This window comes from Mesorhizobium sp. P160219 (assembly GCF_057786095.1).
The window spans coordinates 3,924,368-3,950,958 of record NZ_JBYNWG010000001.1; the positions used below are offsets into that span (position 1 = coordinate 3,924,368).

The following is a 26,591-nucleotide window of genomic DNA, read 5'->3' on the forward strand; positions in this document are numbered from 1 at the left end:
CATTGGAGGCCGGGGGCTACCCGTACGGCAACCGTGCCGCCGCATATATTCCGTGCCTATGCCAGCGCGCCAGCTCGATGGCGCAATGGCTCGGCTCTACAATCCGTGACAGAAGCTGACAGAACCAGCATTCAGGTGACCACTCGGCCATGCGAGCGCACAACGTTTGGCCTCGCGCGCCGCCAGACACGCATCCATTGGACCCCAGGTATCGCCGATACATTTGTACCGACGAGGACGGCGTGGATGCGCCCGCCCTTGGCGCTGTCGTGCCGCAAGCGCCTCAGGCATCAGTCCAGAGGTCACGTGGCGGAGCCTCGGGGTGCGGTGAGATGCGCTTGACGCGGGAGCATACCAAGGTATCGGCGATACCAACGTCCAATAGAGCCGACCGGCACTTACTGGCCTCATGGGTTGATGCTGGCTCGACGCGAGCAGCTTTCGCCAAATTATGAGGAGGTACAGATGTCACCATTATCTTCAATGTCCACGCGCCGGGAAGTTCTCGTAGCATCCGCCGCAGGGGCTATTGCAATGATTGCCTCGGCGGGTGTCGCCGGGACGATTTCGACGAGTGGCGGATCTGCCGCCATCCGCCCGTTCCGTATCCATGTTGCGGACGCCGATCTCGTCGACCTCAAGCGGCGTCTCAAAGCCACGCGTTGGCCCGAGCGCGAGACGGTGAACGACACCACCCAAGGCGTTCGGCTCGCGACGATGCAGGCGCTTACGCATTATTGGGAGACCGAATACGACTGGCGCAAATGCGAGGCCTATCTGAACGGGCTGCCGCAATTCGTTACCGAAATCGACGGGCTGGACATCCACTTCATCCACGTCCGCTCCAAGCATACCAACGCATTGCCGATCGTCGTTACCCATGGGTGGCCCGGCTCGATCATCGAGCAGCTGAAGATCATCGGCCCCCTGACCGATCCGACGGCCCACGGGGGCAGCGCCGCCGACGCCTTCGACGTGGTCATCCCTTCGCTGCCGGGTCACGGCTTCTCGGGGAAGCCGACGGCGGCGGGCTGGGACCCAATCCGGGTCGCGCGAGCCTGGGGCCAACTAATGACGCGCCTAGGGTACACGCGATATGTGGCGCAGGGCGGCGATTGGGGAAATGCCGTCACCGAGCAGATGGCCTTGCAGACGCCGCCGGGTCTTGTCGGCATCCACACGAATATGCCGGCCACCTTGCCCGATGAAGTATCGAGTGCGCTTGCTGCGGGTGGCCTCGCGCCGTCGGGGTTATCGGCCGACGAACGCTATGCCTGGGATCAGCTTGACTTCTTTTGGAAGCATGGGCTGGCCTACGCCCAAGAGATGGCGAACCGGCCACAGACGCTGTACGCGCTGGCCGATTCACCTATCGGGCTGGCAGCCTGGATGCTCGACCACGATGCACGCAGCTATGACCTGATTGCCCGCGTCTTCGACGGAAAGTCCGAGGGTCTGTCCAAGGAAGACGTCGTCGACAACATCGCACTCTACTGGCTGACCAACACCGCGGTCTCATCGGCGCGCCTTTACTGGGAAAGCAAGCTCGCCTTCTTCGCGCCGAAAGGCGTACCCCTGCCCACCGCCGTGAGTGCGTTTCCAGACGAGATCTACACGGCGCCGCGGAGCTGGACCGAGAAGGCGTATCCCAAGCTGATCTACTACAACCGTCTCCCGAAGGGAGGTCATTTCGCGGCCTGGGAACAGCCGCAGGTTTTCGCCAGCGAGCTTCGGGCCGCGTTCGGGTCGTTGCGTAGCGCCTGACCAGTGCGCTGCAGACCTGCCTCGGGCCCAGGTAAGGGAGATGTGCGCGGCGGCCCGCCGTCCTGTAGGCGGGGCGGCGGCCTCTGCTTCATGACGTCATCGTCGATGAATCGTCATCGGCGGATGGTTGGTCAACGGCGCTGTCCTCTAAAGGTGTGACTGGGTAGCCGGGTTTTGCGTATGCAGCGGTTTCATGCGGATTTGTTCCCGATGTAAGGAATGGCAAATGAGATGCTCGCTCCCCCATTGTGCACTGTCGCGATCGAGAACTCTGCGTCGCCAACGTCGATACGTCCGACAGCCGGTCACTGTATAACAAGCCTTCGGGCGCCCGGACGACGCCAGTGCCAAATCTCGCCTGGCCGAAGGGTCCTTCCAGCGAATGTGCGAGGCTAAGCGCTGTGAGATTGAGAAGATCTCTCATCGATCCCTGAAGGTGCTTGGCCTCCTCGGCCGGATTTTCGAACGTTGCCATATTTGGCAATTTCGTTGGCTCCGATTGATGCGTTTGAAACGGGAACAGCGGAAATGCTGCGTCTCAAGGAAATCATCTCCTAAAGAGTGGGAGAGAGGACGCGAACGTTTTTGCATCCTTTTTGATCGAGCGTTTGCCCGTCGACCGACAAAAAACGCCCCAGACCAATACCAAGGTGCTATGGATTTTCGGAATAGCAGGGGCCAGCGTTAGCATTGGCGCATTAAAGTCCAGTGCTTGTGGAGTTGCGTGGGTACGTCAGCGTAGCCTATGGTGCTTTTAGGGCGCTCAACTGTATCGAGTGGCTAGTGTTTGTGTATTCTTCAATGCGGGGACCAAGGGTATCGCGTTTTCATGCCATGGATAAAGAATCGCTTTGACCGCGACCATCGAGTGGTTCAGATGGCGGGTCTTTGTGGTCCTGGTCACCTTAGTTGCCAATGGGATCCCGACGGGGTGTCGACGGAGCGCATTGACGAGTTGACTCCTCGCACAGCTGCTGGCGCCGACCGATGCGTCGGTCAGTTCGATATCGTTGAGCAAAATCCGTTCTTAGCCACCACGCAGGAGTTTCTTCAAGGACTTCTGCAACGCGGTACCGACAAAGCGCTCTCGCACCGAACCGCAAGCTGATCATGTATACCGATGTTCTCGCCGAGAATAAACGGCTTCAGCGCTGTCTCAGGGACTTGGGCAGTGTTATGGCGCTGTCCAGCGACTGGGTTGGCGGCGAGTCATCCCTGATCGCCGGTCAATTCCTCGAGTTAGTCCTCGGCATGTTGGACCTCGACTTCGCACACTTACACTTGAAGAGCGCCAGCAACGACTCGCCACTAAAGGTAACGCGGCTGTCACAATGGGCGCGCAGCGTGGCCACATCGGAGAATTTCGGGGCGATGCTCGCGCCCTTGACGACCGCCGAGGCGCCGCAACGACTTACGGCTGGCGGCAGTGTTCTTACGATCCTGCCTATGCGCCTCGGCGTGCTTGGAGAGTTCGGGCTGCTGGTGACGGGATCGCGGCGGGAGGATTTCCCGCGCGACACCGAGACAGTTCTCCTGAGAGTCGCGGCCGCCCAGGCGACGATCGGCTTGCAGGCGGCTTTACAAATTAGCGAACAGAAACGCTTTGCCCATGCAGAGCAAGCGCTCGCTGCAAACGAACGTAATCTTGCACAATTCCTAAACACGATTCCCGGTCTAGCGTGGTCGGCCCGGATCGACGGCTCGGCCGAGTTCTTCAACCAGCACTACCTCGACTACGTTGGGCTTACGGTCGACGAGGCGCTTGGGGCGGGCTGGGTGAAGGCAGTTCATCCGGAGGATCTAGAGGGGTTGATTGCGAGTTGGCATGCAATGTTGGCTTCACGTCAGGCGGGCGAAGCGGAGGCTCGGCTCAAGCGCTTCGACGGGGAGTACCGCTGGTTTCTGTTTCGCACAAATCCTCTGCACGACGAGGCCGGCGGCCTTGTCAAATGGTTTGGTGTCAACGTCGACATCGAAGATCGCAAAAAGACCGAGGAAGCGTTGCGCGCCGGGGAGTGGAACCTTCGTCAGCTAACCGAAACCATCCCTCAGATGCTGTGGAGCGCTACGCCGGATGGATCCATTGACTACTGCAATGCGCGTTTGTTGGATTACACCGGGTTCTCGGTCGATGAAATCATCGGCGGTGGTTGGACCAAAATGCTACACGCCGACGATGTCGAACGGGCCCGCAAAGTGTGGCTTGCTTGCATTGAGAATGGTGCGCCCTATCAGGTCGAAGTGCGGACGTTTCATGCTGCCGACGGCAGTTATCGCTGGGTCTTGACCAATGCGTTGCCACTCCATGACGACTTCGGTCGAATCCTGCGATGGTACGGTAGTTGTATCGACATCCATGATCGAAAGGAGGCTGAATCAGCTATTGCAGCGAGCGAGCGGACCCTCGCACAAATCATCGATACGATTCCGGTCTACGTTTGGTCGGCTAGTGCCGATGGTAGCACCGATTTTCTCAGTAGCGGCTATCTCGAATATCTCGGAATTGGGCGGGATCAGATGCAGGACTGGCCCTGGTCGGCTGTGGTCCATCCGGACGATCGTGAGGCAAGCGCCGGTGTTTGGAAGGACTTGTTGGTTTCGGGGCGCGCTGGTGAAGTACAAGCCCGGTTCCGTCGTTTCGATGGGGAGTACCGTTGGTTTTTGTTTCGGGCAAATCCGCTTCGGGATGGAGCGGGAGCCGTCAAGTGGTTCGGAGTTACGATAGATATCGAGGAATTGAAGCGTGCAGAGGAAAGGTTGCGCGCCAGCGAATGGAATCTGCGTCATCTCACGGAGACCATTCCTCAGATGCTATGGAGCGCCAGACCTGACGGGGCGATTGACTACTGCAACACGCGTTTGCTCGACTATACCGGATTGGCTGCCGGCAAAATCACGGGCGACGGTTGGAAAAGTGTCGTTCATGCCGATGATCTCGCCCAAACTGCGCGCGCGTGGTCCACGAGTATCGAGACTGGAACGCCATATCAGGTGGAAGCGCGCCTCGTCCACGCTGCCGACTGTTCGTTTCGCTGGTGTCTAACCACAGGCCTGCCGCTGCGTGATGAAGAAGGGCGTATCCTCAAGTGGCATGGCGTATGTGTCGACATGCATGATTGGAAAGAGGCGCAAGACGAACTCCGCGAGACCCAGGCGGCGCTCGCTCACTTAACGCGCGTGATGACCATGAGTCAGCTTACAGCATCGATTGCCCACGAGCTAAATCAGCCTTTGGCCGGCATCATGACGAACGCCGGTACGGCCCTGCGCATGCTGACCGCCGATCCGCCGAACGTCGACGGAGCTCGTGAAACCGCAACGAGAACAATCAGAGATGCTCAGCGCGCATCGGAGGTAATCTCTCGGCTACGGGCCCTCTTCACCAAAAGAACCACGATTTCTGAGGTCGTAGATCTGAATACCGCCGCACAAGAGGTAGTTGCACTATCATCGAACGAATTACATAAACGCAATGTAAGCCTTCGCGTTAATTTTACCCAAAATCTGCCACACGTTATGGGTGACCGCGTTCAGCTGCAGCAAGTAATCCTAAACTTCATACTGAATGGCGCCGAAGCGATGGATGAAGTAATGGATCGGCCGAGAGAATTGTTGGTCTCGACGGAGCTGGAACGAACGGGCCATGTTAGGGTTTCGGTCAAGGACGCGGGCGGCGGTTTCGATCCTGCTGTAGCCGAGAAGCTCTTCGGCTCGTTCTATACGACCAAAAGCAACGGAATGGGCATCGGCTTGTCGGTTAGCAAAACCATAATCGAGAATCATCAGGGGCGTGTTTGGGCCGAACGTAATGATGACCTTGGCTCCGCATTCTACTTCTCCGTTCCTTCTCTGATTGCGGGAATATCCGTCACCAATTCTTAAACACGTTCCGCCGAGTTTGGGCGATAATTCTGGAAATGCACAATGATACCACGAGCCTACATCGCTGTTGTTGACGATGATGAGTCCGTTCGCGAGTCTCTGCCGGATCTAATCGGTGTCTTTGGGCATGAGGCCGAGGCATTCTCCTCGGCGGAGGAATTCCTGGCTTCTAAACGGGTCGATCAAACTAAGTGTTTGGTTCTTGACATCGCAATGCCTGGTATGTCCGGCATCGAGCTCCAACGCGAGCTGGCGCTCCAAGGTCGGCAGATTCCGATCGTTTTTATCACAGCACATGGTGATGACCGGGTCTGTCAGCGTCTGCGTCAGAGCGGGACAGTCGAATGTCTGCTAAAACCGTTTACTGACACTGCGCTGCTTGATGCTCTCAACGCTGTTCTCCACTGACCGGTTCAGGATGTTGCGGACGTCGCAGACCCGTGCTCTAACCGCTGCCCAAGTACCTCCGAAACTTTCGCGAAGTCTTCGCCGTCATGATAGTTGACGCGGAGAATGGCCGCGGACATGTCGTTCTGCGCCTCGCGATGACCGATCCTACTCGGCGGGATGGCACTGAAGCATTGTGCAGCCAAGGATTTCATTTAGTGAGAGGGTTCGCCTTCGGGCCATGGGAATTTCAAGCCGGCTTTTCGTTTTGGGAAGCACGGGCGGCCGTCTTTTCCCCCGTACTCCTGGGTCGCTGACGAACGGACTCTCCCTGACACAAAAATCGCGGCAGGCGCTCGCATCCTTCAAAATGCCGATCGCGTTGCTCTGCCCAATTTCACCGGGTTCATGGCTACCGCATGCGATGCCGTGGTGATCGCGTCCAAGTCATCGAGGCCTTCCGGCAAAGATCGAGCCCGTCGAGCGAACGATCAATCCGCAGCGCTTGGGCGAGCCTTCCCGGTCCTCGCGCCAAGTCGCGCAAGCGCTCAATGCTTCGACATTTGCCCGGATGATCTCGATGCGTTCGAGCGGCTCGAACGCCGTGATCAGGACGCCGATGCCGGTGCCCGGCGTCTCGTTCGAGACGTTGAGCATAGAAGGTGCCGTAGGCGAGATAGACATAGGCATGCCCGCGCTCGAGGAACAGCGAGCGGTTGCGCGGCGTCATCCCGCGATAGCCGTGGCCGGCGGCGTCGCCGATGACATAGGCTTCGGTCTCGAGGATGCGACCGCTGGCGACGCCTTCCGGCAACTCGCGAACCACTAACTTGCCAATGAGATAGCGGGCGAGGGCGGCCGTATCGTTCGGCAGCTCCGGGGGCGGGCGAGTGGGCGGCGGATGACCATCCTTTATGGCGGCCAGGGTTCAGGGAATCCGCTCGACCCATTCCGCACGCGAAGGCCCCGGCTCGAACGGATCGCCGAAATACTGGGTCTCGCGAGCCACCTTGCCATCGAGAAACTCCATGATGCTCACTGCGTAGGACGGCCGCCCGTCATAGGTCAGGACAAATTCCGTGACCCAGAGGTCGCCCGTGCCGATGATGCGCCGCACCGTGAAGCGTTTCTTGTTCGGCTGCGCGGCGCGGGACGACTGAATGCATCGCAATCCGCGAATGCGCTCGCCCGATTGCGGATAATCGAGCACCGCGTCCTCCCGATAAACCTGATGTTCCGCCTCGAGATCGTTCGCATCGGAGGCGGCCCAGTGGCGATCCAGAGCCGCTCGTATCTCCGGTCTTCCATATCAGATCTTCTTACCCCCTAAGGCCTAACCTCGCACAGCGACTAAAGCTCGTCACCTTGCCAGCCCGCTCTCGCGCCCCGACAATCTTCGAATTCATTTCATTTCGCGAAGTGTTTGAGCGCGCGTCTTTCCATAGGGATAGAAGAGCTCCTTACGACCCGTCTGCCACGCAGCCTTGAGTTCCGGGCTGGTGATGTCCCAATCCGGTCGGCATTTCACGGTCACCGCTCGCATGTCCTGCCGCAGTTCCTCCACGGTGGGTCGCCCGAAAAACCAATACCCATTGTAGACCTTGGAGACGATGAGGCCGGGTTCCATGACGATAACGTGAGGGATCATGGGGTTGTGCGCGGGATCCGTGTACTCGGCGATGTCGAGGTCCTTCTGGATCACGCGCCGCGAGTCGGAAAGAAAAGGCCAATGAGCGCCAGCGCTCAATCGATACTCGTTTGTCTCTAGGAGATTATCCGTGGTGATGGTGACGAGCCGGCAATAACCCACCGCCATTTCGTGATAGAGCTGAACAAGCCCTTCCGCCTGCCGTCGGTCCCTAGGACAGTACCCACCTCTGCCGAGAACCAGGACCATGGGGTCTTCCCCCTGCAATTCGGAAAGCCTTCGTCGCACGGCGCCATGATCCGGTAACTCATAATCCGGAAAAATCGATCCTGGAATGATGTCGGAACGCATCTGAAAGCCTCACTGAGTGTCCCGGAGGTTGAGAACCATTTTGGCCGGACGGACCAATGAAAAGCCGGAAGAGGTATCAAAATCCATTATCCGATGGTGTCGCCGATACCATGGAATAATGGTTACTCCAGCATCGAATATAGGTCGCTAGGCTAAGGCTGAGGTTGCTGAGTCTTAGCACAATGCACCGCTTGCCAAGCCAAAGGTTCGGCGCCGGCCGCCGGCTTGTTCAGGGTTTGCTCCACTTGATGGTGAATGCATCGCGGGTCGCAGACATTGCCCGTCATTGCCTTGAAGCGTTTGAGTTGGCTTTTTCCCATCGCGCGTTTCGATCTCCGTCACCAAAATCGACACCAAGGCATAATAGACGTTCGTGTTGTCCGGGGGCATGGTCCGCCACGACGTAGACCCGTTCTGTTAGGCGACAACGGCCATGGAGAAAACCGACGCATCCGCTTCCTTCGCCGGATATGAACTCGGCGGAGCGCGTCATGGCCGTGCTTTCTTCAACGGCGATGACGAGGCGTTTCGCGTGATTGCCGCAGAACAGAAGAAGCACTGTGCAAAAGCGAAGAAGTGGTCGTGACAAGTCAGCACAATTTTAAACTCATCATCGATACCATTCCTGCGATGGCGTGGTCAGCTCGGCCCGACGGCCCCATTGAGTTTCTAAGCCATCCCTATCTTGAGTACACGGGTCAATCCATTGAGCAGGCGAGGGGTTGGGGCTGGACGGCCGCGGTCCATTCTGACGACCTGGATGGGCTGATCACCATATGGCAGACAATCATAGCCTCGGGTAAGGCCGGGGAGACCGAAGCGCGATTGCGCCGATTTGATGGAAGTTATCGGTGGTTTCTTATCCGCGTTAACCCGTTGCGGGATGAGACTGGCAACATCGTCAAATGGTATGGGGCGAACACTGACATCGATGAGCGGAAGCGGGCTGAGGACAAGGCCATCGAAGCTGAGGGCGAGCTACAACGGACTATCGACGGCATACCGGCGCTGGTTGCGACCTATAACGCGGATGGCTCGCGAATTTCTATCAACAGGCGGGGACGCGAGTTCACGGGGCTCTCTGCTGAGGATGTGACGAATGGTAGGTGGAGAGGCGCAATCCACCCAGATGACATCGGACTTGAAGAGAGCAAATGGCGCGCATGTGTCACGGCTGGAGAACCGTTCGAACATGAATACCGAGTGCGAGCGGTCGATGGTACGTATCGCTGGCACATGGCCCGTCGCGTGCCGCTCCACGACGACGCCGGTAAAGTGACCCGCTGGTACGGCATGAGCCATGATATTGAGGGTCGAAAGCAGGCGGAAGCGTTCCTCGCGGGCGAAAAGCAACTGCTGGAGATGATCGCATCGGGCAGTTTGCTTCGCGATGTTCTAAGCGCATTGTGCGAATTTATTGAAGGGGCCGCGCCTGATTGCGTATGTGATGTTCACCTGATCAATTGGAGCAACTCGACATTTGAATATGCCGTGGCTCCTTCTCTGCCTTCCGCCTACAGCGACCCGATTGCGGGGATGCCCGTCAGCGGTGAGCTTTTGCCATGTGGCATAGCGGCTTCTCAAAAGATACAGGTGGTAGCGGTGGACATCGAATCCGATCCGCGCTGGTATACGTCGCCTGTTCGGTCCCATGTTCTGCAGCACGGATACAGATCGGTCTGGAGTACGCCGGTCTGTTCCAGGGAAGGGCGGGTGTTAGCCACCTTTTGCATCGTCCAACGAAAGCCAGCGGCCCCATCGCCGCACCACCAGGATCTCATTGCGCACGCAACGCAGATCGCCAGCATCGCTATCGAGCGTTCCCTGACCGAAGCAGCGCTTAAGCGGACCGAAACTTTGCTCTCGGAAGCTCAACGTCTGAGTTCAACTGGTGCGTTCTCGTGGCGCTTGGACACAGACGAGATCGCATTTTCCGAGGAACTTTATCGTATCTTTGAATTTGACCCGAATGTCCCTGTGACGCTCGACCACATCAGTGGGCGAATCCACGCGGACGACATTCCGTCACTAACTACGCAAATGACCCGGATTCGCAGCGGTCAGAGCTATCTGGGCTACGAGATTCGGCTACGGATGTCGGACAACAGGGTAAAGTATCTCCGCACTTTCGGCCGGGTCATCCGTCATCAGGATGGCCGGATGGAATGCCTTACTGCAGTTCAGGACGTCACAGAGCGCCGGCAGGCGGAAGAAGCCCTTGGCAAGGCTCGGTCTGAACTCGCACATGTCACCAGGGTTACGAGTCTCGGAGCGTTGACCGCCTCGATAGCACATGAAGTCAATCAGCCGCTGTCGGGCATCATCACCAACGCGAGCACCTGCCTTCGGATGTTGGCCGCCGATCCGCCAAATGTTGACGGCGCACGTGTGACGGCACGTCGCACGATACGCGACGGCAACCTTGCCGCCGATGTGATCGCGCGACTGCGTGCGCTCTTCAGCAAACAAGCCCCTACGATCGAGCCGGTAGATTTGAACGAGGCTGCACGCGAGGTAATAGCATTGTCGGCGGGCGACCTTCAGAGAAGTCGCGTGGTTCTGACCTCCCAATTCCCTGAGGGGCTTCCCCTCGTCGCAGGCGACCGTGTTCAACTTCAGCAAGTGATTATGAACCTGTTGCGAAATGCTGCGGATGCGATGAGCGGCGTCGAAGATCGGCCCAAGCGGTTGGTGATTAAAACTGAACCCGACGGAGAGGATTCTGTGCGTCTCTCGGTAGAAGATGCAGGTACGGGGTTCGGCGCCGATGGTCCGGAGCGGGTATTCGAGGCTTTCTACACAACCAAGAATGAAGGCATGGGGATAGGTTTGTCCGTCAGCCGCTCCATTATCGATAACCATTGCGGGCGCCTGTGGGCGGCAGCGAATGACGGCCCGGGGGCTACGTTTACGTTTTCCGTACCCGAGTATTCCAAGTGCCAGTTGTCAGCAGGGGACGTGGCTCTAAGCGCGGGTGTCCGAGGTCGGCGACGCTCAAAGGTCAGTGTGGGGGTTAGATGAAGCTTACGCATGCACTCGTGTCGGTGGTCGATGACGATCAATCCGTACGTGAGTCCCTACCAGATTTGCTGCAGGAGTTCGGCTTTAGCGTGAAGGCATTCTCTTCAGGGAAGGAGTTCCTCGCATCTGATGCCGTCGATAAGACCAAGTGCCTCATTCTCGATGTTGCCATGCCTGGCATGACGGGACCCGAGCTGCAAGTCGAGCTGGCACGTCGCAGCAAGATGATCCCGATCATCTATATCACCGCGCAAAGGGATAGCACGATCCGCCAGCGTCTCATCGAACAGGGTGCAGTGGAGTGTCTGTTCAAGCCGTTCAGCGATCAGGTTCTTCAGGACGCGCTTATTTCGGCGCTCCGTGATCCTTGAACCTGGTAGATTGTTAATGCCATCTCAGGAGGATAATTTGCGATGTACTCTTATCTGGCGGTTCAACGAGACGGTGCGGCGAGATCGTCAACCATGTCGGACGAAACACCTGTCGTATTCATTGTCGACGACGACGTTTCGGTACGCGAATCGTTGGAACTACTCATCTGCTCTGTGGGCTGGCGACCAGAGACGTTCGCCTCAGCAAAGGCATTCCTCGAGCGGTCACGTTCGCTGGTTGCGAACTGTCTGATCCTCGACGTGAATCTTCCTGATCTGAGTGGGCTCGACCTGCAGAAGCTCATATCTGTCGACCGTACCGACATGCCCATCATCTTCATAACCGGCTATGGCGACGTACCGATGACGGTAAAAGCGATGAAAGCTGGGGCTGCCGAGTTTCTCACCAAACCATTCAACGACGAGGAACTTTTGGGTGCGATCAAGCTGGCACTCGAAAGAAGTAAGACCGCACTTGCTCTGGACTCTGAGTTGCACGTCCTTAGGGATCGTTATGTATCGCTCAGCCGACGCGAGCAAGAGGTTATGACGCTGGTCGTGCGTGGTCTCTTGAACAAGCAGGTCGGCTTTGAGCTTGGCATCAGCGAAATCACAGTCAAGGCACACCGTGGCCAGGCTATGCGGAAGATGCAGGCCCGCTCGCTGGCCGAATTGGTGAACATGGCGGCCCGACTGCGCATCACTGAGTAGAGGTTTCTCCGCGCGCGAACTATCGTGCAATCGCCATCGCGGTGAGAAGTCTCATCAATGCCAAGGTATTGGCGACACCATCGTCCTATCGCTTTGGCGACAATGTTCCTGCACCTATATCCATAGTTTCGAAGTAATGTGGAATTGTTGGCAGACCGGCTGGCGAGGCAGGGGGGTGTTCGTCAGTATTTTCGAGAGAGATGGTGTTTGGCATTGTTAAATATGTATCGGTGTCGAAAGTTAATCTCTTTCAACGGTGTCGATCTCGACGACCAATGAGGTGGAGATAGCAATGGACAACTCTAAACCTAGAAAACCAGTGATACTGTTTGCCATTATTGCATTGTTATGCTTCTCAATTAGTGTGTTCGGGCAGAATTCAAAGCAATCCAGTGATTATAGCACGCTGCTTGCAACGACGCCAACTACGAAGACGGCGAAGATCCGCCTGACGCGGAAGAGTGAGGCCTACTGGGAAGTCACTTTCGATAATCCGCCGCTCAATATAGTTGGCCCGTCCGAAGTCCGCGAGCTTGCAAAAATTGTGGGCCAGATCGAAGCGGATCCGAGGGTCAAGGTCGTGGTGTTTGACAGCGCGGTGCCGGACTATTTCATCGCTCATTACGACCTTTTGAGTCCTCTTAAGGACTCCAGCGGTATGAAGCCGGGGCCAACGGGCATGCATCCCGTGCCGGATATCATGGTGCGCCTCAGCCGCCTGAGGGCGGTGACGATTGTTTCAATTCGCGGACGGGCGAGTGGCATCGGGAGCGAGCTTGCGCTAGCGGCAGACATGCGCTTTGCAAGTCGGGAAAAGGCGGTCGTGTCGCAGTTTGAAGTTGGCGCCGGCTTCGTCCCTGGGGGCGGCCCTATGGCGCGACTGCCTCGGTTGGTCGGCCGCGGCCGCGCTATAGAAATGTTAATCGGTGCCGAGGGCTTTGATGGCGAACTTGCCGAGCGTTACGGCTATGTGAACCGGGCGCTGCCCGATTCAGAATTGGACGGTTTTGTCGACGCCTTGGCGACGCGCATTGCTTCGTTCGATGGGCAGGCGATTGCCGACACCAAGAACCTGATCAACCAGGCCAGTTTGCCCCCGGACTCCGAAATGCAGCCGGGCTGGGACGCATTCATCACTTCTGTACAACGACCTGCGGCTCAGGCGCGTGTGAAGGTCCTTGTCGATGAAGGGCTGCAGCAGCCTGGGGATGTCGAGAAGAACCTGGAGCAATATACCGCCAAGTATCAGGAGTAATTTGCAACGTGGAATTCGATGGAGCGACGTGAGGCGTGTGAAAAGGACTGATCATGATTCAAATGCGCAAGGAGACTGATAGTCTGGGCGAGGTGGATGTGCCAGCCGATAGGCTCTGGGGAGCCCAAACGCAAAGGTCTCTCGAGTACTTTTCCATAGGGAAGGATTTGATCCCTCGCGAGATGATCGCGGCTTATGCCGTCCTTAAGAAAGGCGCTGCCAATGCAAACTACACTGGTGGGCGACTCGATGATCAGGTCCATCGACTGGTCGTCCAGACATGTGACGAGATCCTTGCCGGGCGACATCAAGACATGTTTCCCCTGCATGTCTGGATGACGGGTAGCGGCACCCAGTTCAATATGAATGTCAATGAAGTGATTTCTAACCGGTGCTGCCAGCTGGTCGGGACGGTCCTTGGCAGCAAGACACCGGTACATCCGAACGACCATGTCAACATGGCGCAGTCGTCGAACGATTCATTCCCTTCCGCGATGTACATCGCTACGGCGAGCAATGCCAAACAGCGACTGATGCCGGCGGTCAAGCAGCTCTACGAAGCTCTCCGCTGCAAATCGGAGGAATGGAAGGACATCGTCAAGATCGGCCGCACCCACATGCAGGATGCGACGCCGCTGACCTTGGGCCAGGAATGGTCGGGATATGCCGAAATGCTCGCCGACGATCTGGATCGGCTCGAGACTTCGCTGGATGGCGTCTATCGCCTCGCCCTTGGCGGTACCGCGGTGGGCACCGGGATCAATTCGGCACCAGGTTTCGCAGAAGCGGCCGCAGCGGAAATCGCGAGGCTGACCGGGCTTCCCTTCGTAACGGCGCCGAACAAGTTCGCCGTTCAGGGCGCTCACGATGCGCTTGTGCAGTTTTCTGGCACGATGCGCACGCTGGCAATTTCCCTGTACAAGATCGGCAACGACGTCCGTCTCATGTCGTGCGGACCGCGGGCCGGCTTCGCCGAACTCATAATACCGGCGAACGAGCCGGGCTCGTCCATCATGCCAGGCAAGGTGAATCCCACCCAGGCCGAAGCACTAACCATGGTGGCTGTGCAAGTGATGGCCAATGACGTCGCGGTCGGATTTGGCGGAGCGAGCGGCTACCTCGAGATGAACGTCTACAAGCCCCTGATCATCCACAACATCATTCATTCGATCACGATCATGGCCGACAGTTGCACGAATTTCCGCAAGTTTCTGGTCGAGGGCACGCAGCCCAACAAGGACAAGATCGCCCAATATGTGAGCGAGTCGCTGATGCTCGTGACCGCGCTCTCGCCTGTTGTCGGCTATGATAAGGCTTCGAAGATCGCGCACTATGCGATGGACAACGATATGACGCTCAAGGCGGCCGCGCTGAAGCTCGGCTTCGTTTCCGAAGCGTTGTTCGACCGAGTGGTTGACCCGGAGAAAATGGTCAAACCTTTCGTCGCAACCTGCGCCTAGGATCGCGTCAGTTCGTCAGACGCGGGATTCGGATCCGCTGCCGGCCTCGGCAGAGGCAGTCATCACTTCAACCCAGGATTTCTAGGAGGACCCATGAGCATCCCCCCTGTCGTGTTCGGCGAGGCGGCACTCGCGTTGCAGATTGGTCAACCTCGATTCAACGCCAACTGGAAAAGTTCCGAGCATCGATTTCGGCGCCTGCTGTCCGAGTTCATCGGCACGGCAGGATTGACCTTCGTATTGTCGGCTGGCGCTGCCATCCTCGTACTGTACGGCGGAATAAAGGTTGAGCCCATCATCGCTGCATTTATCCTATCGGCGATTTCCGCGCTTTGGCTGGTCGTGGCCATCTATTTCCTCGGTGATATCAGTTCGCACTTCAATCCTGTCATGACATTTGCCTTTGCATTGCGCGGCGACATGGGTTGGCCAATGTGCGCGGCCTATGTCGTTGTGCAGTTAGTCGCGGCCGCAGCCGGATCATTTCTTGCCCGCTCGTTTTTTGGCATTGAAGGCAACCTGGCAGCCACCGTCCCGCAAGCTGGGCAGGCCATGCAGGCGGTTTTCTTCGAGGCCATCCTTACGTTTGGCATGGTTTTGATGGTGCTTTCGATGGCAAATGGCCCTAAGCTTAATGGCCAGTTCATCCCCATTGCGGTGGGTGCTTACGTGATGTCGCTCGGGACGTTGGGCGGCCCGTACGAAGGAGGCGCGATGAATCCCGCCCGCGCCTTCGGTCCCGACCTGGCCCGCGGCGATCTGTCCACCTGGTGGGTCTATGTTTTGGGACCGGTGACCGGCACAATTGTTGCCGTTCTGGTAGCCAACGTGCTCCGCGGCCCGGCCACGGCTCAGGAAGCCCAGGCAGCAATGGGAACGCCGCGGGGTGAGGCCTGAGCATTCGGCGGACCTTCGCGCCATCCGTCGAGGATAGGATGTCATAACCCGTAGGGTCTTTGAGCAGATCTGGGTCCCTTGACGTGCTCACGCTGGAGAACGCGTTCTGCGGACCAACACCATCCAGTCCGCAAAGGAGCTATTGATCTTAGCGAAGACGCATAACTCGGCAAGAAAGACCTTTCTGGCCTCGAGGCGCCATTCCGTTCGTCCTCGCCGGTGGACCGCAATCGGGATTACTCCGACCACGAAACCGAACATTGAATTCGCTTTCGTCGATTTGGCCAATCCAGCCGGCAGCCTGGAGCGCGCCGCCACGGCACCAAGGTAGTATCTCACAGGCCGCTTTCTAAGTGCGAAACCTCCTTGAGGCGTAAGAGCTATTGACCCGACGGTTGGCAGCGATAGCGGCCAAGAGCGCGTCACGTTTGAACGGATTCAGGCGACGCGCTTTAGGATCTGTTTTCATGCATGTCGTCATCACAAAACCGCTGCGCACTTTTGCGCGACATGCATCAGACCCTCGATCCACCTACCGGGACTGAGGATCGACGGCCAAGCAACCTCCTGGAGAGGATAAGGCAAGGCGCCGCGACCAAGAACAACAGCACAATCGCCAAGAAGGCCTCGTTGAAGGAAATGGTGACGGCTTGCCTGTCCACGGCCTGCCGCAGAACCAGCAGTGCGCCTTTACCAGCAGCAACACCGTCGAGCCCCCTAGCTCCAAGTTGGCCCGCCACTGCCTTCAGGCGCTCTTCGAGGACAACATCGCCAACATCCAGGTGCGATGCCAGTACCGTCCGATTATAGGCAAGTTGTCGATCGAGATAAGTCTGCAGGAGAGCCGTGCCAGCCAGACCACCAACCTGCTTGCCAAGATCGAAAAGACCGATGCCGAAGGGCAGCGCTGTCGCAGGAAGTTGCATGAACGCAATCAGCGTCAAGCTCACGAACAGGAAACCCAGTCCAAAGCCGCGCAGGAGCAGTGGAAACTCCAAATCCACAGCTCCGCTGTCGCTTGTCGAACCCGACATGAGCCACATTGACGAGGCGAAAAACACGATCCCGACAGGAGCCAGAGCAAACGGACTTATTCCGCTTTTTTTTACGCCGATTCCTGCAATTACCAGCGAGCAGCCCAACATTGCTCCACTCGGCAGGAGAAGAGTTCCAGCATCCGTAGCTGTGAAGTTGAGGACGTTCAAGGCAAAGGCGGGGATGAGAAAGGCGCTGCCGGATAGGGCAAATCCGGCTACCAGACTGGCGACAAGGGCGAAGCAATAGTCGGGATCGCCTAAGGGCGACGCGGGAAGTATCAGACGATCCGATGCAAATTGGAACTCCCACAGCAGCAGCAGGATGACCGCCAGCAGACCGGTCAGGGTGAGAAGGATGATGTGCCCGTCGTCGAACCAATTGAACCTGCTGCCTTGTTGCGACACATAGGTCAAAGAGGCTGCGGCGATTCCAGCCAGCGCGATCTGGATGTAGGGGATGCGGATTCTGTGGCGGACCGTTTGTCCGCGGTCCGCCGCGAGCATGACGAGGGCGAGAATGCCCATCGGCACGTTGCTCAGGAATATCCAGTCCCACGAAAGGTGGTCGACAACCCAACCTTGGAGCGCTGGTGTCAATGTCGTTGGGGCCATGACGGAGCCGAGGGCTAAGAGAGCTTGCACAATCGGTTGCTGACGGCTCGGGAAACGAAGGAACAGCAGTGTCTGGCCTGCCACGAGCACGGTCGCGCCGGCAAAACCCTGAACGATGCGGCAGACGTCAATCCAGGCAATATCGACGGAAGAGATCATTGCGGCAGATGCCAAGAGAAGCGCGACCGTGCCGGCGCGCAAACAGGGCGTAGGCTTTAGCGCTGCAACAAACAGCGGCGCGACCAAAAAGCCGGTCAGCTTGGCCGCGAGAAATGCGATGTCGAAAGTCGCGAATTCGTCGGTCGTGGCATGTATGTCGCCCAGCATATCCAAGCGCCCAATAGAGAGCGCCGTGCTGGCGATCGAATCCATGACGGCTGTCAGTACAACTCCGGTCAAGACCATCGCGGCGCCGAGCACCTCGGGCTTAGTCAGTAACGGTGGCGGTTCGATCTGACGGCTCATTGTGCCGTACCGGGCCGATTATCCGCAAGGTCGCCGACCGGGTTCGAAGTGGTGGTCGCGGGATCGGTTCCTCTGCCCACCCGGACGGCAATGCGGGCTGAAAGTCCGGGAACCAGCCGACCAGGCAACGGATTGTGTGTAAGTCTTATCTTGACTGGAACGCGCTGGACGACGCGGATGAAGTTACCCGTCGCATTGTCCGGTGGCAGCACGCTGAAGGCAGCCCCGCTACCCGGGGCGAAGCTGTCGACGATACCATCGATATGAACGTCAGGGTACTCGTCGATCACCACCTGAACAGGCTGTCCAACCTCCATTCGGCCAAGCTGGGTCTCCTTGAAATTGGCGACGACCCATATACCCTTGACCGGAACAACGTCCATCGCCGGGGTGCCAGGCGTGACGTAGCGTCCGACGCGAACTTGCCGGTTGCCGATGACACCGTCGATCGGCGACAGGATGACGGTATTGGCGAGATCCATCCTGGCCAGACTAACGGAAGCTTTCGCCAGAGCCATCGCTGCTTGGGCGCCGGCGAGTTGGGCGTCGAGCACACCAAGCTTCAGCCTCTGCGCCAGAGTATTGGCCGCCTGGGCTTTGTCCCCCGCCTCGGCTTTTGCGAACGCGGTCTGCGCATCCTGGAGTTTTTGTTCGCTGGCCGTCCCGCTCTTTCGCAGAGCCATGTAGCGGTCAAGATTGGCGCTCGACAACAGCAAATCCGCTGAGACCGAGCGCTGCTGCGCCACCGCTTGTTCGATCAAGGCATCTTGCAGTTTCTGCGTTGCTTCAATGTTTGCGATCTCGGCCTGTCGGGTCGCAAGAGTGGCAATGGCTTCGTCGAGTTTCGCTCGGTAATCACTGTCGTCGATGCGAAACAGAAAGCTCCCTTTGCTAACGTCGGCGTTGTCGCCAACTGCAACTTCCACCACATAGCCGGAGAGCTTGGGCGCGATACTCGTTATATCGCCGCGGACATAAGCGTTGTCGGTAGACTCTTCGGAACGGCCGTGGAAATACCATTGCCAGACCCAGGCTGCCGACAGCGACATCGTCACAGTCGCCACCACTAGAATAGCGGTCTTTCGAGCCCAGCCTATTGGTGCTTGCGTTGATTTCTGCGAAGCCACCAGGCCGAACACAGGAGACGCCGCCGGTTGCGGTCCGTTGTCACTCCTCAAAGCCGATTGCGTGGGTCCTTCAAAGCCTTCAGCTCGGAGCATCTCAACGATCCAATCTCCAACATGCGGGGCAGTCGATCTTACAAATTGTCTGACCATGCTCCGAGGATTGCCGGCTACGCGCAGAGCGGGCTGACTCTCCGGCAAATCCTCTGAGACCACGCTTCGCGCTACCCCCCCGCGGATCGTCACATAGCTACGACCCCCGGCTGAGCTCCCGGGTTGCCAGGTCGTCAGTCGATACGAAGGCTCTGCTCCATCGCGTAACACTGGTCCCAGATGAATACGTCATAGCCGGCCAGTCGGGACTGCCACTTGGGCGTGACGGCATTGACGCATTTCACAACGACGCGGTCGATGTAGTTGTCGTAGACGGCCCAGAGATTGGGCTTGTCCTCGGCTTCCATTTCCTCGCCTGGGGGCGTTGATTTGAGGGCAGCAACGGCAGCTGACTTCAGGTCATTCATGAACTCGAGCTGCGTACGTACATCGGAATGAGTACCCACGCGATTGACATGACCTCCGACGAGCGTTTCGAACGGCAATGTGTCGATGTACGCCACCTGGTCGAAGTAACCGGGGATGTCCTTGGCAAGCGCAAAGCGACGCCACGGCATCCAGCCAGGGAAGATCACGTCGACCACCATCAGGACCTTCTGCTCGGGAGCATAGATGAAGATGTTTCCTGGCTCATGGGGGCTGCTGCCGGGATAGCTCAGGTCGAGAACCTGGCTACCGACGTTCAGGGTGTAGTGATCCTTGAACGTGACCGTAGGCAAAGGCCGCCTCGGATCCTTGGCTCGTTCGAGCAGCCGCAGGGTCTCTTCTTGGGCGATGATGATTGGATGACCGCCGAGGTCGATTACGCCGCCAATATGATCTACGTGCGCATGGCTGTAGACGATATGTGTGATTGGTCTGTCGGTCACCTCGGTGATAGCCTGACGTATGTGGGCCGAGTATCCCGGAGGTGCGTCGACCACGACGACGCCGGTTTCGTACACCAGGAACATCGACTGGTAGCCGTTGTCGGTGACCATGTAGAGGCCACGGCCCAACTCTTGGCTCCGGTATCCCTTCTTCGTCTCGATGGCCGGGGTTACGTCTTCCTTGGGAATCGGAAGATAGTGGTCAACGCGCGTACCTATCGGCGCCAGCGATGGCATACTCTGGTAAGGGGCGCCAGACTGTCCTGGCAAGGTCTCGGCGCGGGCGCTTTGGAATGGCGCCGAACTGAGTCCGACAGTGATCGCGACGAAGCCGACCTTCGCCGCTACCGCCAAAAGATTCGAACGGAAGAGAAACATAACAAATCTCCTGGTTGATTGATGTCTGCAGGGACATTTGTCGAAAATTCGAAGATTGGTTATTATGCTTAGGTGTCGCGGGTACCATGGTATTAGAAATACCCTGCGGCCCTCGGCACCAGCCCACGCCTTCGAACAATCGCCCTGGTATGGTCTTGAGTTTGTCGGGCGGATGCGGCGCGAGAAATCTCACCGCTGTCGCTTCCTCGTCTTTCGTATGGCCTGCGGTCGGACTTGATGTCAGATCACATGGCCTCCTCGCCGGCGGGCGGCCAGCGTCTCCAATCGCTGGCCCGCGATGCGTCGGGAACACTGCAACCCTGCCGATACCAACGTGCAATAGACTAATCTCCACCGAAACTGGATGCTGTGTTCGGAGCGAGGAGCACGGACGGAGCGCGGCGCGATGCCAGCAAGATCACTAACGGCCACACAACGTGAGTTGCTCGCCGCGACGGCGATTGTCGGGATCATCGGCGCGCTTCCGGGGACGGTTGAAGCATGGCGTCGCGAGGGTTCCTCTGAGGTGGCGCCCCGCATGTCGATGAAAGCCGAAGTCGTGATCAATGGAAAGTCATGCGGCGATAGCATTGAGTAATTGACGCGGTCGCTGGCACTGCTCACGCAGATGTACTTGGGCATGCCCTGCCGCCAAACTAAGGAGCTCGACATGAGTGACGATGTAGTGCGCAGCAAAACTGCGAAAACAGCGATGATCGACCTGAAGTTCGAGGCCGTGGTTATCCCCGTTTCGGACGTCGATCGTGCCAAGCGTTTCTATGGCGGCCTGGGGTGGCGGCTCGACGCCGACTTCCCTGTCGGTGACACGTTTCGGGTTGTACAATTTACGCCCCCGGGTTCACCGGCCTCGATCCACTTCGGCACCGGCCTCACGTCGGCCGCGCCCGGCTCGGCACAGGGACTTTATCTCATTGTGTCCGATATCGAAGCAGCGCGCGCCGAGCTTGTGGCGCGCGGGGCCGACGCCAGCGAAGTGTTCCACCGTGCTGGTCCTGGACAGCCGGCAATTAGCGGCAAGGATCCAGAGGGGCGCAGTTATTCCTCGTTCGCCTCTTTCAAGGACCCGGACGGCAACGGGTGGTTGTTGCAGGAAATCACTGTGCGGCTGCCGGGACGCGTGGAGGCCGGCGACACGACATTCACCTCGTTGAATGAGCTTGCAGGTGCACTCCGGCGCACCGCGGCCGCGCATGGCGAGCACGAGAAGCGGACAGGCGGAACACGCGATGAGAACTGGCCCGACTGGTACGCCGAATACATGGCAGCGGAACAGATCGGGCAGCCGCTGCCGACGTGAGCAGGGGCGTAGTTGCTCCTGGCGCGATGCAGGATAGCTGTGTTTGCCGTATGCCGCGCGAGACCATGACGGTACGGCGCCGACACGGATCGGTGATCATTGGTTGCTTGTCTGTGACCAATCGTAAAGTATTGTTGATACAAAGGTGTGATGGATTTAGGCTGTTTTAGGTATATACTTAACTTATGTGAATAAATTGGGTTTATCGAGGAACAAATGATGTCAGCGATATCGCTATCACCAACTCGACGTGATGTCATTGTTGCAGCCGCCGCAGTTGGAGCGGCCAATCTGGTGCCTAGGGCTCTGCAAGCAGCGGTCGGGCAAGAATTTATCCGTCCGTTCAGTATTCATGTCCCGACTTGGGCGCTTGCAGATCTTCGCCGGCGTATCAAAGCTATAAGATGGCCGGAACGGGAGACCGTCAATGATCGCTCCCAGGGCGTCCAACTAGCAAAGCTGCAAACGCTGGTCGAGTATTGGGGGAGTCGTTATGACTGGCGCAAGGTGGAGACGAAACTGAATAAATTGCCGCAATTCATTACTAGTGTTGATGGAGTAGATATTCAATTCGCGCACGTCCGCTCCCCACACGAGGGGGCAATGCCCTTGCTTATGATGCATGGTTGGCCAGGCTCGATTGTGGAGCTTTTGAAAGTCATAGGCCCCCTGACCAATCCCACTGCGCATGGAGGGCGGATAGAAGATGCATTTCACCTCGTCCTTCCGACCATGCCGGGTTACGGCTTCTCGGGTAAGCCGTCTGCGACCGGTTGGGGTCCGGCGCGGATAGCTGGCGCGTTTCACGAGCTAATGCTCAGGCTGGATTACAACGAATACGTCTCCCAGGGAGGCGACTGGGGCGCGATCGTCTCGCAGGTGCTGGCCGTTCAGGCTCCGAAAGGTCTTCTCGGCATTCACGTTAACATGCCCGGGACTGTACCCCCGAGCATTCTTCGGCATCTCCGTAATTTCGACCCGGCCCCGGTGGAATTATCGGATCGGGAGAAGAGCGCCTACGATCGGCTGCTGCATTTCTACCGCGACGGTTTCGGTTATGCGGCTATGATGAATCAGAGCCCGCAAACCATCGGCTATGCCCTCTCCGATTCTCCGGTCGCAATGGCAGCTTACTTCTACGACAAGTTCGCGGAGTGGACCGATAGCGACGGAGAGCCGGAACGGATCTTCACGTATAACGAGATGCTGGATGCCATCTCCTTCTACTGGTTTACCAACTCAGGAGCTTCATCATCGCGGTCGTATTGGGAAGGCGCGCAAGCAGGCGGTGGTCCGTTTGATGCGTTCGACATCCCGAAGGTCCCTGTAGCGGTCACCGTCTATCCGGCCGAAATCTACCGCGCACCGAGGAGTTGGGGCGATAGAAGCTTCGGTAACGTCATTTACTGGAATGAAGTGGATAGAGGCGGTCATTTCGCGGCGTGGGAGCAGCCTTACGTCTTCTCTAACGAGCTCAGAGAGGCGTTCAGACCGCTACGCCGAGCAATCTGAGGCGAAAGAGGCGATTCTCCCCGCATCGTCTTCGCCCAGTAGCGCGGCCGGGTCGCCCCCCACCCGGCCGCGCATTTTAGTTGCACGTGGGGCAACAACGGACAAACCATTTCCTGAGGAGGTTTGAAAATGGACAGCATCCCACAACAAATTGACCACAATCGCCGCCGCTTACTAGGCACGGCCTTTGCCGCGATGACTGCCTTTGAACTGGGGATCGAGAAGCCAGCGGCGGCGAGATCCGCTGTCAGAAGTACAAGCAAAGAACTCCCCAAGAAAGCGGTACAAGAGCTGTTGGGTTCATTAAGGCAAATTGACGCCGGTTTGCTTAACATCGGATACGCGGAGATGGGATCTATGACCGGCGCACCGGTGATCCTCCTTCATGGATGGCCATACGACATCCAAACTTATGTCGGTGTCGCGCCTTTGTTGGCCTCTAAAGGTTATCGCGTGATCGTACCGTATCTACGAGGGTACGGCACAACACGGTTCCTTTCCGATGGCACCATGCGCAACGGGCAGCAGTCCGCAGTTGCCTTGGACGTCATTGCGCTGATGGATGCCCTCAGAATAGAACAGGCTATTCTTGCCGGCTGTGACTGGGGCGCCAGAACCGCCAATATTGTCGCTGCGCTATGGCCAGAGCGGTGCAAAGGAATGGTTTCAGTGAGCGGCTATTTGATAGGTAATCAGCAGGCAGGTAGGCAGCCGCTGCCACCGAGCGCGGAACTGCAATGGTGGTATCAGTATTACTTTGCAACCGATCGTGGGCAGGCCGGCTATCGGAAATTTACGCGCGATTTCGCAAAGCTGATCTGGCGTCTTGCATCGCCGCAATGGAATTTCGACGATGCGACCTTCGACCGTAGTGCTGCCGCGTTTGACAATCCCGATCATGTGGCGATCGTGATCCATAACTACCGCTGGCGTCTCGGCCTGGCCGAGGGCGAACCTCAATATGAGAACCTGGAGAAGCGGCTTGCGCAGGCGCCCGTCATCACCGTGCCTACAATAACGCTGGAGGGCGACGCCAATGGTGCTCCTCACCCGGAAGCCAGCGCCTACGCGAAGATGTTCTCAGGGAGGTACTCTCATCGACTGATCACGGGCGGCATAGGGCACAATCTACCCCAGGAAGCTCCGCTGGCTTTCGCCGAGGCCGTAATCGAGGTCGGTGCGGTCACGTGATTGCCCGACACGGAAATTTTCTTCCACATGCACCCAAACAATTCCTATCCGCTGCCTTAGAGATCAAGGACGACGTCTCCATTTGGCTGGGAACAGCAGATCAAGATGTTGCCGCTTGTTGGCGGATCGATTGGATCGGGCCGATAGGCGACTGTTCCAGCCACAAGCCCGGTCTGGCAAATGTGACAGACCCCTGTGCGGCACGACCATCGCGTGGGGACGTCGCACGCTTCAGCAATCTCAAGCAGACTCTGGAATCCTGAGCCCCAGCGGACGCTCAGGCCGCTCCGTGCGAACGAAACCAGAGGTCCCGTACCGTCGGTTTCGGCAGGTAGATGCGGCGCCCGGCCTGGAGCGGCGGCAATGCCCGGGGTACTAGAAGGACCTGGGCCGAACAGCTCCGTGTAGACCCGGTCGGCGCCGACACCCCAGGCTGCAAGCGCCGCGCTCAGGTTGCCCGTAAAGGCGGATGGTCCGCACAGATAGAAATTGGCATGGCGCGGAATGTCCAGTTTTCGAAGTACCTCGATGTCCAGGCGTCCGAGGGCATCAAAATCGACACCTTGCCTGTCATCTGGATCGGGCGCGCTGTAGCTTATATGGCTGTGACTGTTGGGCAAGATTTTCAGCAAGTCTCGAACCTCTTGGGCAAAGGCATGCTCACGGCTACATCGAGTGCCGTGGAGCCACCAGACTTCCCTCGTCGAACCTGTTTCCGCCAGTGCATGGAGCATCGCAATCACGGGCGTGACGCCCACCCCGGCACTTAGAAGGACGATTGGACGATCGTCCGTCCGAAGAGTGAAGCTGCCGCGTGGTGCGCTTACGTCGAGCACGTCGCCCATTTCGACCCGGTCGTCTATGTAGGCACTCACCACTCCATGGAGTTCCCGCTTTACGCTTATTCGGTAGCAGCGCTCACCAGGTCCGCCCGACAAAGAATAACTGCGCATTAGGGCCGGGCCGTCGGACGCCACCTGCAGGCGCAGCACGACAAACTGTCCAGGGAGTGCTGCTGTGAGGCGGGATCCATCAACGGACTCTAGCACCAGCGACATCACACTAACGCTTTCGGGGATCTTGTGCACCACGCGTAGCGGGCGAAATCCTGTCCACGCAGGTGGTGGTCCAGACATTGGATCAAGTCCGGCATTGCCTGTCCTGGCATCGCGGTCTTCGTTTTGTGCTAGCATCGCCCGGAAGGATCCCTGCCAGCCTTCGCTTAGCGCCGGGATGCGCAACGCCCGCTCGATCTGGCTGTGAGGGTGGCCTGGCAAATATAGCAGCGCATTGACCTCTGACACAGTCATCCGTTCAGGGCCGATCCCGACCTGGACGATCTCATCTCCAGCCTCGACCTGGCCTTCTTCCAGGACGCGCAGATAGAAGCCGGGCCTGCCTCGCGCAACCAGCAGCGCGGCCATGCGCGGCTCGTTCATGCGAATACCGACCCGGTAGCAAGTGACGCGCGGTTGGGTCACTTCGAACAAGGCGCTCCCAATCCGATAGCGGTCGCCGATGCATACCTCATCGTCCGACAGGCCATCGACTGTGAAATTCTCCCCAAACTGGCCGTAGGAAAAGTTCTCGCGGCCCAGCTCGCGTTGCCAATAATGATAGGATTCCGATTGGTAGACCAAAACCGCCCTTTGCTCGCCGCCGTGCCCCGCCAGGTCTCCCTGCCTGTCGCCATCGACGTTGAGCCGTCGTACCTGACGTGGGCCTTCAACCGATGTTTTCCAGACTGCGGTGTTGACGGTCTTTCCTTGCCAAGGAATGCCACGCGGCAAGCCCACATTGACCGACAGCAAGCGAGCCATCACTGCGCCCTTTCTGCCAGCCACTGCCAGCCCGTTCCGCTCACCGAGCAACCAAAGAGGGATGCTCACCGTCAGCGCTTACTATCGCAAACTAGCACGTGTAAGCATGGAAGCGATCGACACCAAAGTATTGGTAATACCATCGTTCAATATATTCCAACTTTGACAGCTGTCAGTACTCAGTTGGGTGAACACCGTTGATTGATGCCGGTGCGGAGTATCTGTTTTGAAGACGTAAACGCTGGAATTCTGGGTTTCGACCTTGTCAACCAATTTTCCCTTGAGGAGGATATGACGATGTCACATCATTATTCAGGTCCCAATTTTGTGTTCCCGCGGGGAGATGCGCGTCTGGATCTCACTGATGTCTATGCCTTTACGAAGCCGGGCGACGCCGTTTGGGG

20 protein-coding genes are annotated in these 26,591 nt (G+C 58.0%); 13 read left to right on the plus strand and 7 right to left on the minus strand.

The genetic code is table 11. From position 1 onward, the window contains the following. Window positions 1-465: 465 nt before the first annotated feature. The 3 genes from AC3EMP_RS19005 (at window position 466) to AC3EMP_RS19015 (ending at window position 6,054) form a co-directional block, all read left to right on the plus strand. Entirely contained in the window at window positions 466-1,764 is a 1,299-nt protein-coding gene (locus tag AC3EMP_RS19005) for an epoxide hydrolase family protein (RefSeq protein ID WP_352713217.1), read from the plus strand. 1,110 nt (window positions 1,765-2,874) lie between these two features. Next, window positions 2,875-5,646, plus strand: coding sequence for a PAS domain-containing protein (locus AC3EMP_RS19010; RefSeq protein ID WP_023698553.1), 2,772 nt, complete (start codon window positions 2,875-2,877; stop codon window positions 5,644-5,646). Window positions 5,647-5,688: 42 nt separating this feature from the next. Next, a complete protein-coding gene (locus AC3EMP_RS19015) occupies window positions 5,689-6,054 on the plus strand; it encodes a response regulator transcription factor (protein WP_023669218.1) in 366 nt (121 codons plus the stop codon). Between the two features lie 391 nt (window positions 6,055-6,445). Here AC3EMP_RS19015 and AC3EMP_RS19020 read toward each other — a convergent pair whose 3' ends face one another. The 3 genes from AC3EMP_RS19020 to AC3EMP_RS19030 form a co-directional block, all read right to left on the minus strand. Beyond that, window positions 6,446-6,847 (minus strand): DNA-3-methyladenine glycosylase, encoded by a 402-nt coding sequence (locus AC3EMP_RS19020; protein ID WP_352713214.1) that lies wholly within the window; start codon window positions 6,845-6,847, stop codon window positions 6,446-6,448. A 114-nt stretch (window positions 6,848-6,961) separates the two neighbouring features. Beyond that, window positions 6,962-7,327, minus strand: a complete 366-nt coding sequence (locus tag AC3EMP_RS19025; protein WP_352713294.1) for a nuclear transport factor 2 family protein — start codon at window positions 7,325-7,327, stop codon at window positions 6,962-6,964. A 108-nt stretch (window positions 7,328-7,435) separates the two neighbouring features. Next, window positions 7,436-8,032, minus strand: a complete 597-nt coding sequence (locus tag AC3EMP_RS19030; RefSeq protein WP_023669214.1) for a redoxin domain-containing protein — start codon at window positions 8,030-8,032, stop codon at window positions 7,436-7,438. A gap of 433 nt (window positions 8,033-8,465) precedes the next feature. Between AC3EMP_RS19030 and AC3EMP_RS19035 the strand changes: the two genes are divergently transcribed. The 7 genes from AC3EMP_RS19035 to AC3EMP_RS19065 all read left to right on the plus strand — a co-directional run bounded on the left by AC3EMP_RS19035 (window position 8,466) and on the right by AC3EMP_RS19065 (window position 15,747). Further along, window positions 8,466-8,618 (plus strand): hypothetical protein, encoded by a 153-nt coding sequence (locus AC3EMP_RS19035; protein WP_023669213.1) that lies wholly within the window; start codon window positions 8,466-8,468, stop codon window positions 8,616-8,618. Next, window positions 8,615-11,053: a PAS domain-containing protein gene (locus tag AC3EMP_RS19040; protein ID WP_156940629.1), complete on the plus strand. Its 2,439-nt coding sequence runs from the start codon at window positions 8,615-8,617 to the stop codon at window positions 11,051-11,053. The genes AC3EMP_RS19035 and AC3EMP_RS19040 overlap by 4 nt, the downstream gene beginning before the upstream one ends. Beyond that, on the plus strand, window positions 11,050-11,424 hold the full coding sequence (locus AC3EMP_RS19045) for a response regulator (protein WP_023669211.1): 375 nt from the start codon (window positions 11,050-11,052) through the stop codon (window positions 11,422-11,424). The genes AC3EMP_RS19040 and AC3EMP_RS19045 overlap by 4 nt, the downstream gene beginning before the upstream one ends. Before the next feature lie 42 nt (window positions 11,425-11,466). Then, window positions 11,467-12,135, plus strand: a complete 669-nt coding sequence (locus AC3EMP_RS19050; protein WP_023669210.1) for a response regulator transcription factor — start codon at window positions 11,467-11,469, stop codon at window positions 12,133-12,135. 292 nt (window positions 12,136-12,427) lie between these two features. Further along, a complete protein-coding gene (locus AC3EMP_RS19055; protein ID WP_352713207.1) occupies window positions 12,428-13,390 on the plus strand; it encodes an enoyl-CoA hydratase/isomerase family protein in 963 nt (320 codons plus the stop codon). Between the two features lie 53 nt (window positions 13,391-13,443). Further along, window positions 13,444-14,850, plus strand: a complete 1,407-nt coding sequence (fumC, locus tag AC3EMP_RS19060) for a class II fumarate hydratase (protein WP_352713204.1) — start codon at window positions 13,444-13,446, stop codon at window positions 14,848-14,850. 93 nt (window positions 14,851-14,943) lie between these two features. Beyond that, window positions 14,944-15,747 carry an MIP/aquaporin family protein gene (locus tag AC3EMP_RS19065; RefSeq protein ID WP_023669207.1) on the plus strand — a complete coding sequence of 268 codons (804 nt, stop codon included), beginning with the start codon at window positions 14,944-14,946 and terminating at the stop codon, window positions 15,745-15,747. Window positions 15,748-16,262: 515 nt separating this feature from the next. Here the strand turns inward: AC3EMP_RS19065 and AC3EMP_RS19070 are convergent. From AC3EMP_RS19070 to AC3EMP_RS19080, 3 genes are all read right to left on the minus strand, one after another. After that, complete coding sequence (locus AC3EMP_RS19070) at window positions 16,263-17,861, minus strand: MFS transporter (protein WP_023669205.1); 1,599 nt, start codon at window positions 17,859-17,861, stop codon at window positions 16,263-16,265. Then, the gene (locus tag AC3EMP_RS19075) at window positions 17,858-18,988 is read right to left on the minus strand and encodes an HlyD family secretion protein (RefSeq protein WP_023669204.1); all 1,131 of its coding nucleotides are present in this window, start codon (window positions 18,986-18,988) and stop codon (window positions 17,858-17,860) included. Before AC3EMP_RS19075 ends, AC3EMP_RS19070 begins: the two co-directional genes overlap by 4 nt. Window positions 18,989-19,272: 284 nt before the next feature. After that, window positions 19,273-20,346, minus strand: coding sequence for an MBL fold metallo-hydrolase (locus tag AC3EMP_RS19080; protein WP_352713199.1), 1,074 nt, complete (start codon window positions 20,344-20,346; stop codon window positions 19,273-19,275). Between the two features lie 670 nt (window positions 20,347-21,016). Between AC3EMP_RS19080 and AC3EMP_RS19085 the strand changes: the two genes are divergently transcribed. From AC3EMP_RS19085 to AC3EMP_RS19095, 3 genes are all read left to right on the plus strand, one after another. Beyond that, window positions 21,017-21,664, plus strand: a complete 648-nt coding sequence (locus tag AC3EMP_RS19085) for a VOC family protein (protein WP_023669200.1) — start codon at window positions 21,017-21,019, stop codon at window positions 21,662-21,664. Between the two features lie 219 nt (window positions 21,665-21,883). Next, window positions 21,884-23,176, plus strand: a complete 1,293-nt coding sequence (locus AC3EMP_RS19090) for an epoxide hydrolase family protein (protein ID WP_488494648.1) — start codon at window positions 21,884-21,886, stop codon at window positions 23,174-23,176. Window positions 23,177-23,305: 129 nt separating this feature from the next. Continuing rightward, window positions 23,306-24,367 (plus strand): alpha/beta fold hydrolase, encoded by a 1,062-nt coding sequence (locus tag AC3EMP_RS19095; RefSeq protein ID WP_023698541.1) that lies wholly within the window; start codon window positions 23,306-23,308, stop codon window positions 24,365-24,367. 56 nt (window positions 24,368-24,423) lie between these two features. Here AC3EMP_RS19095 and AC3EMP_RS19100 read toward each other — a convergent pair whose 3' ends face one another. After that, window positions 24,424-26,187, minus strand: a complete 1,764-nt coding sequence (locus AC3EMP_RS19100; protein WP_352713195.1) for an MOSC domain-containing protein — start codon at window positions 26,185-26,187, stop codon at window positions 24,424-24,426. Between the last annotated feature and the right edge of the window lie 404 nt (window positions 26,188-26,591).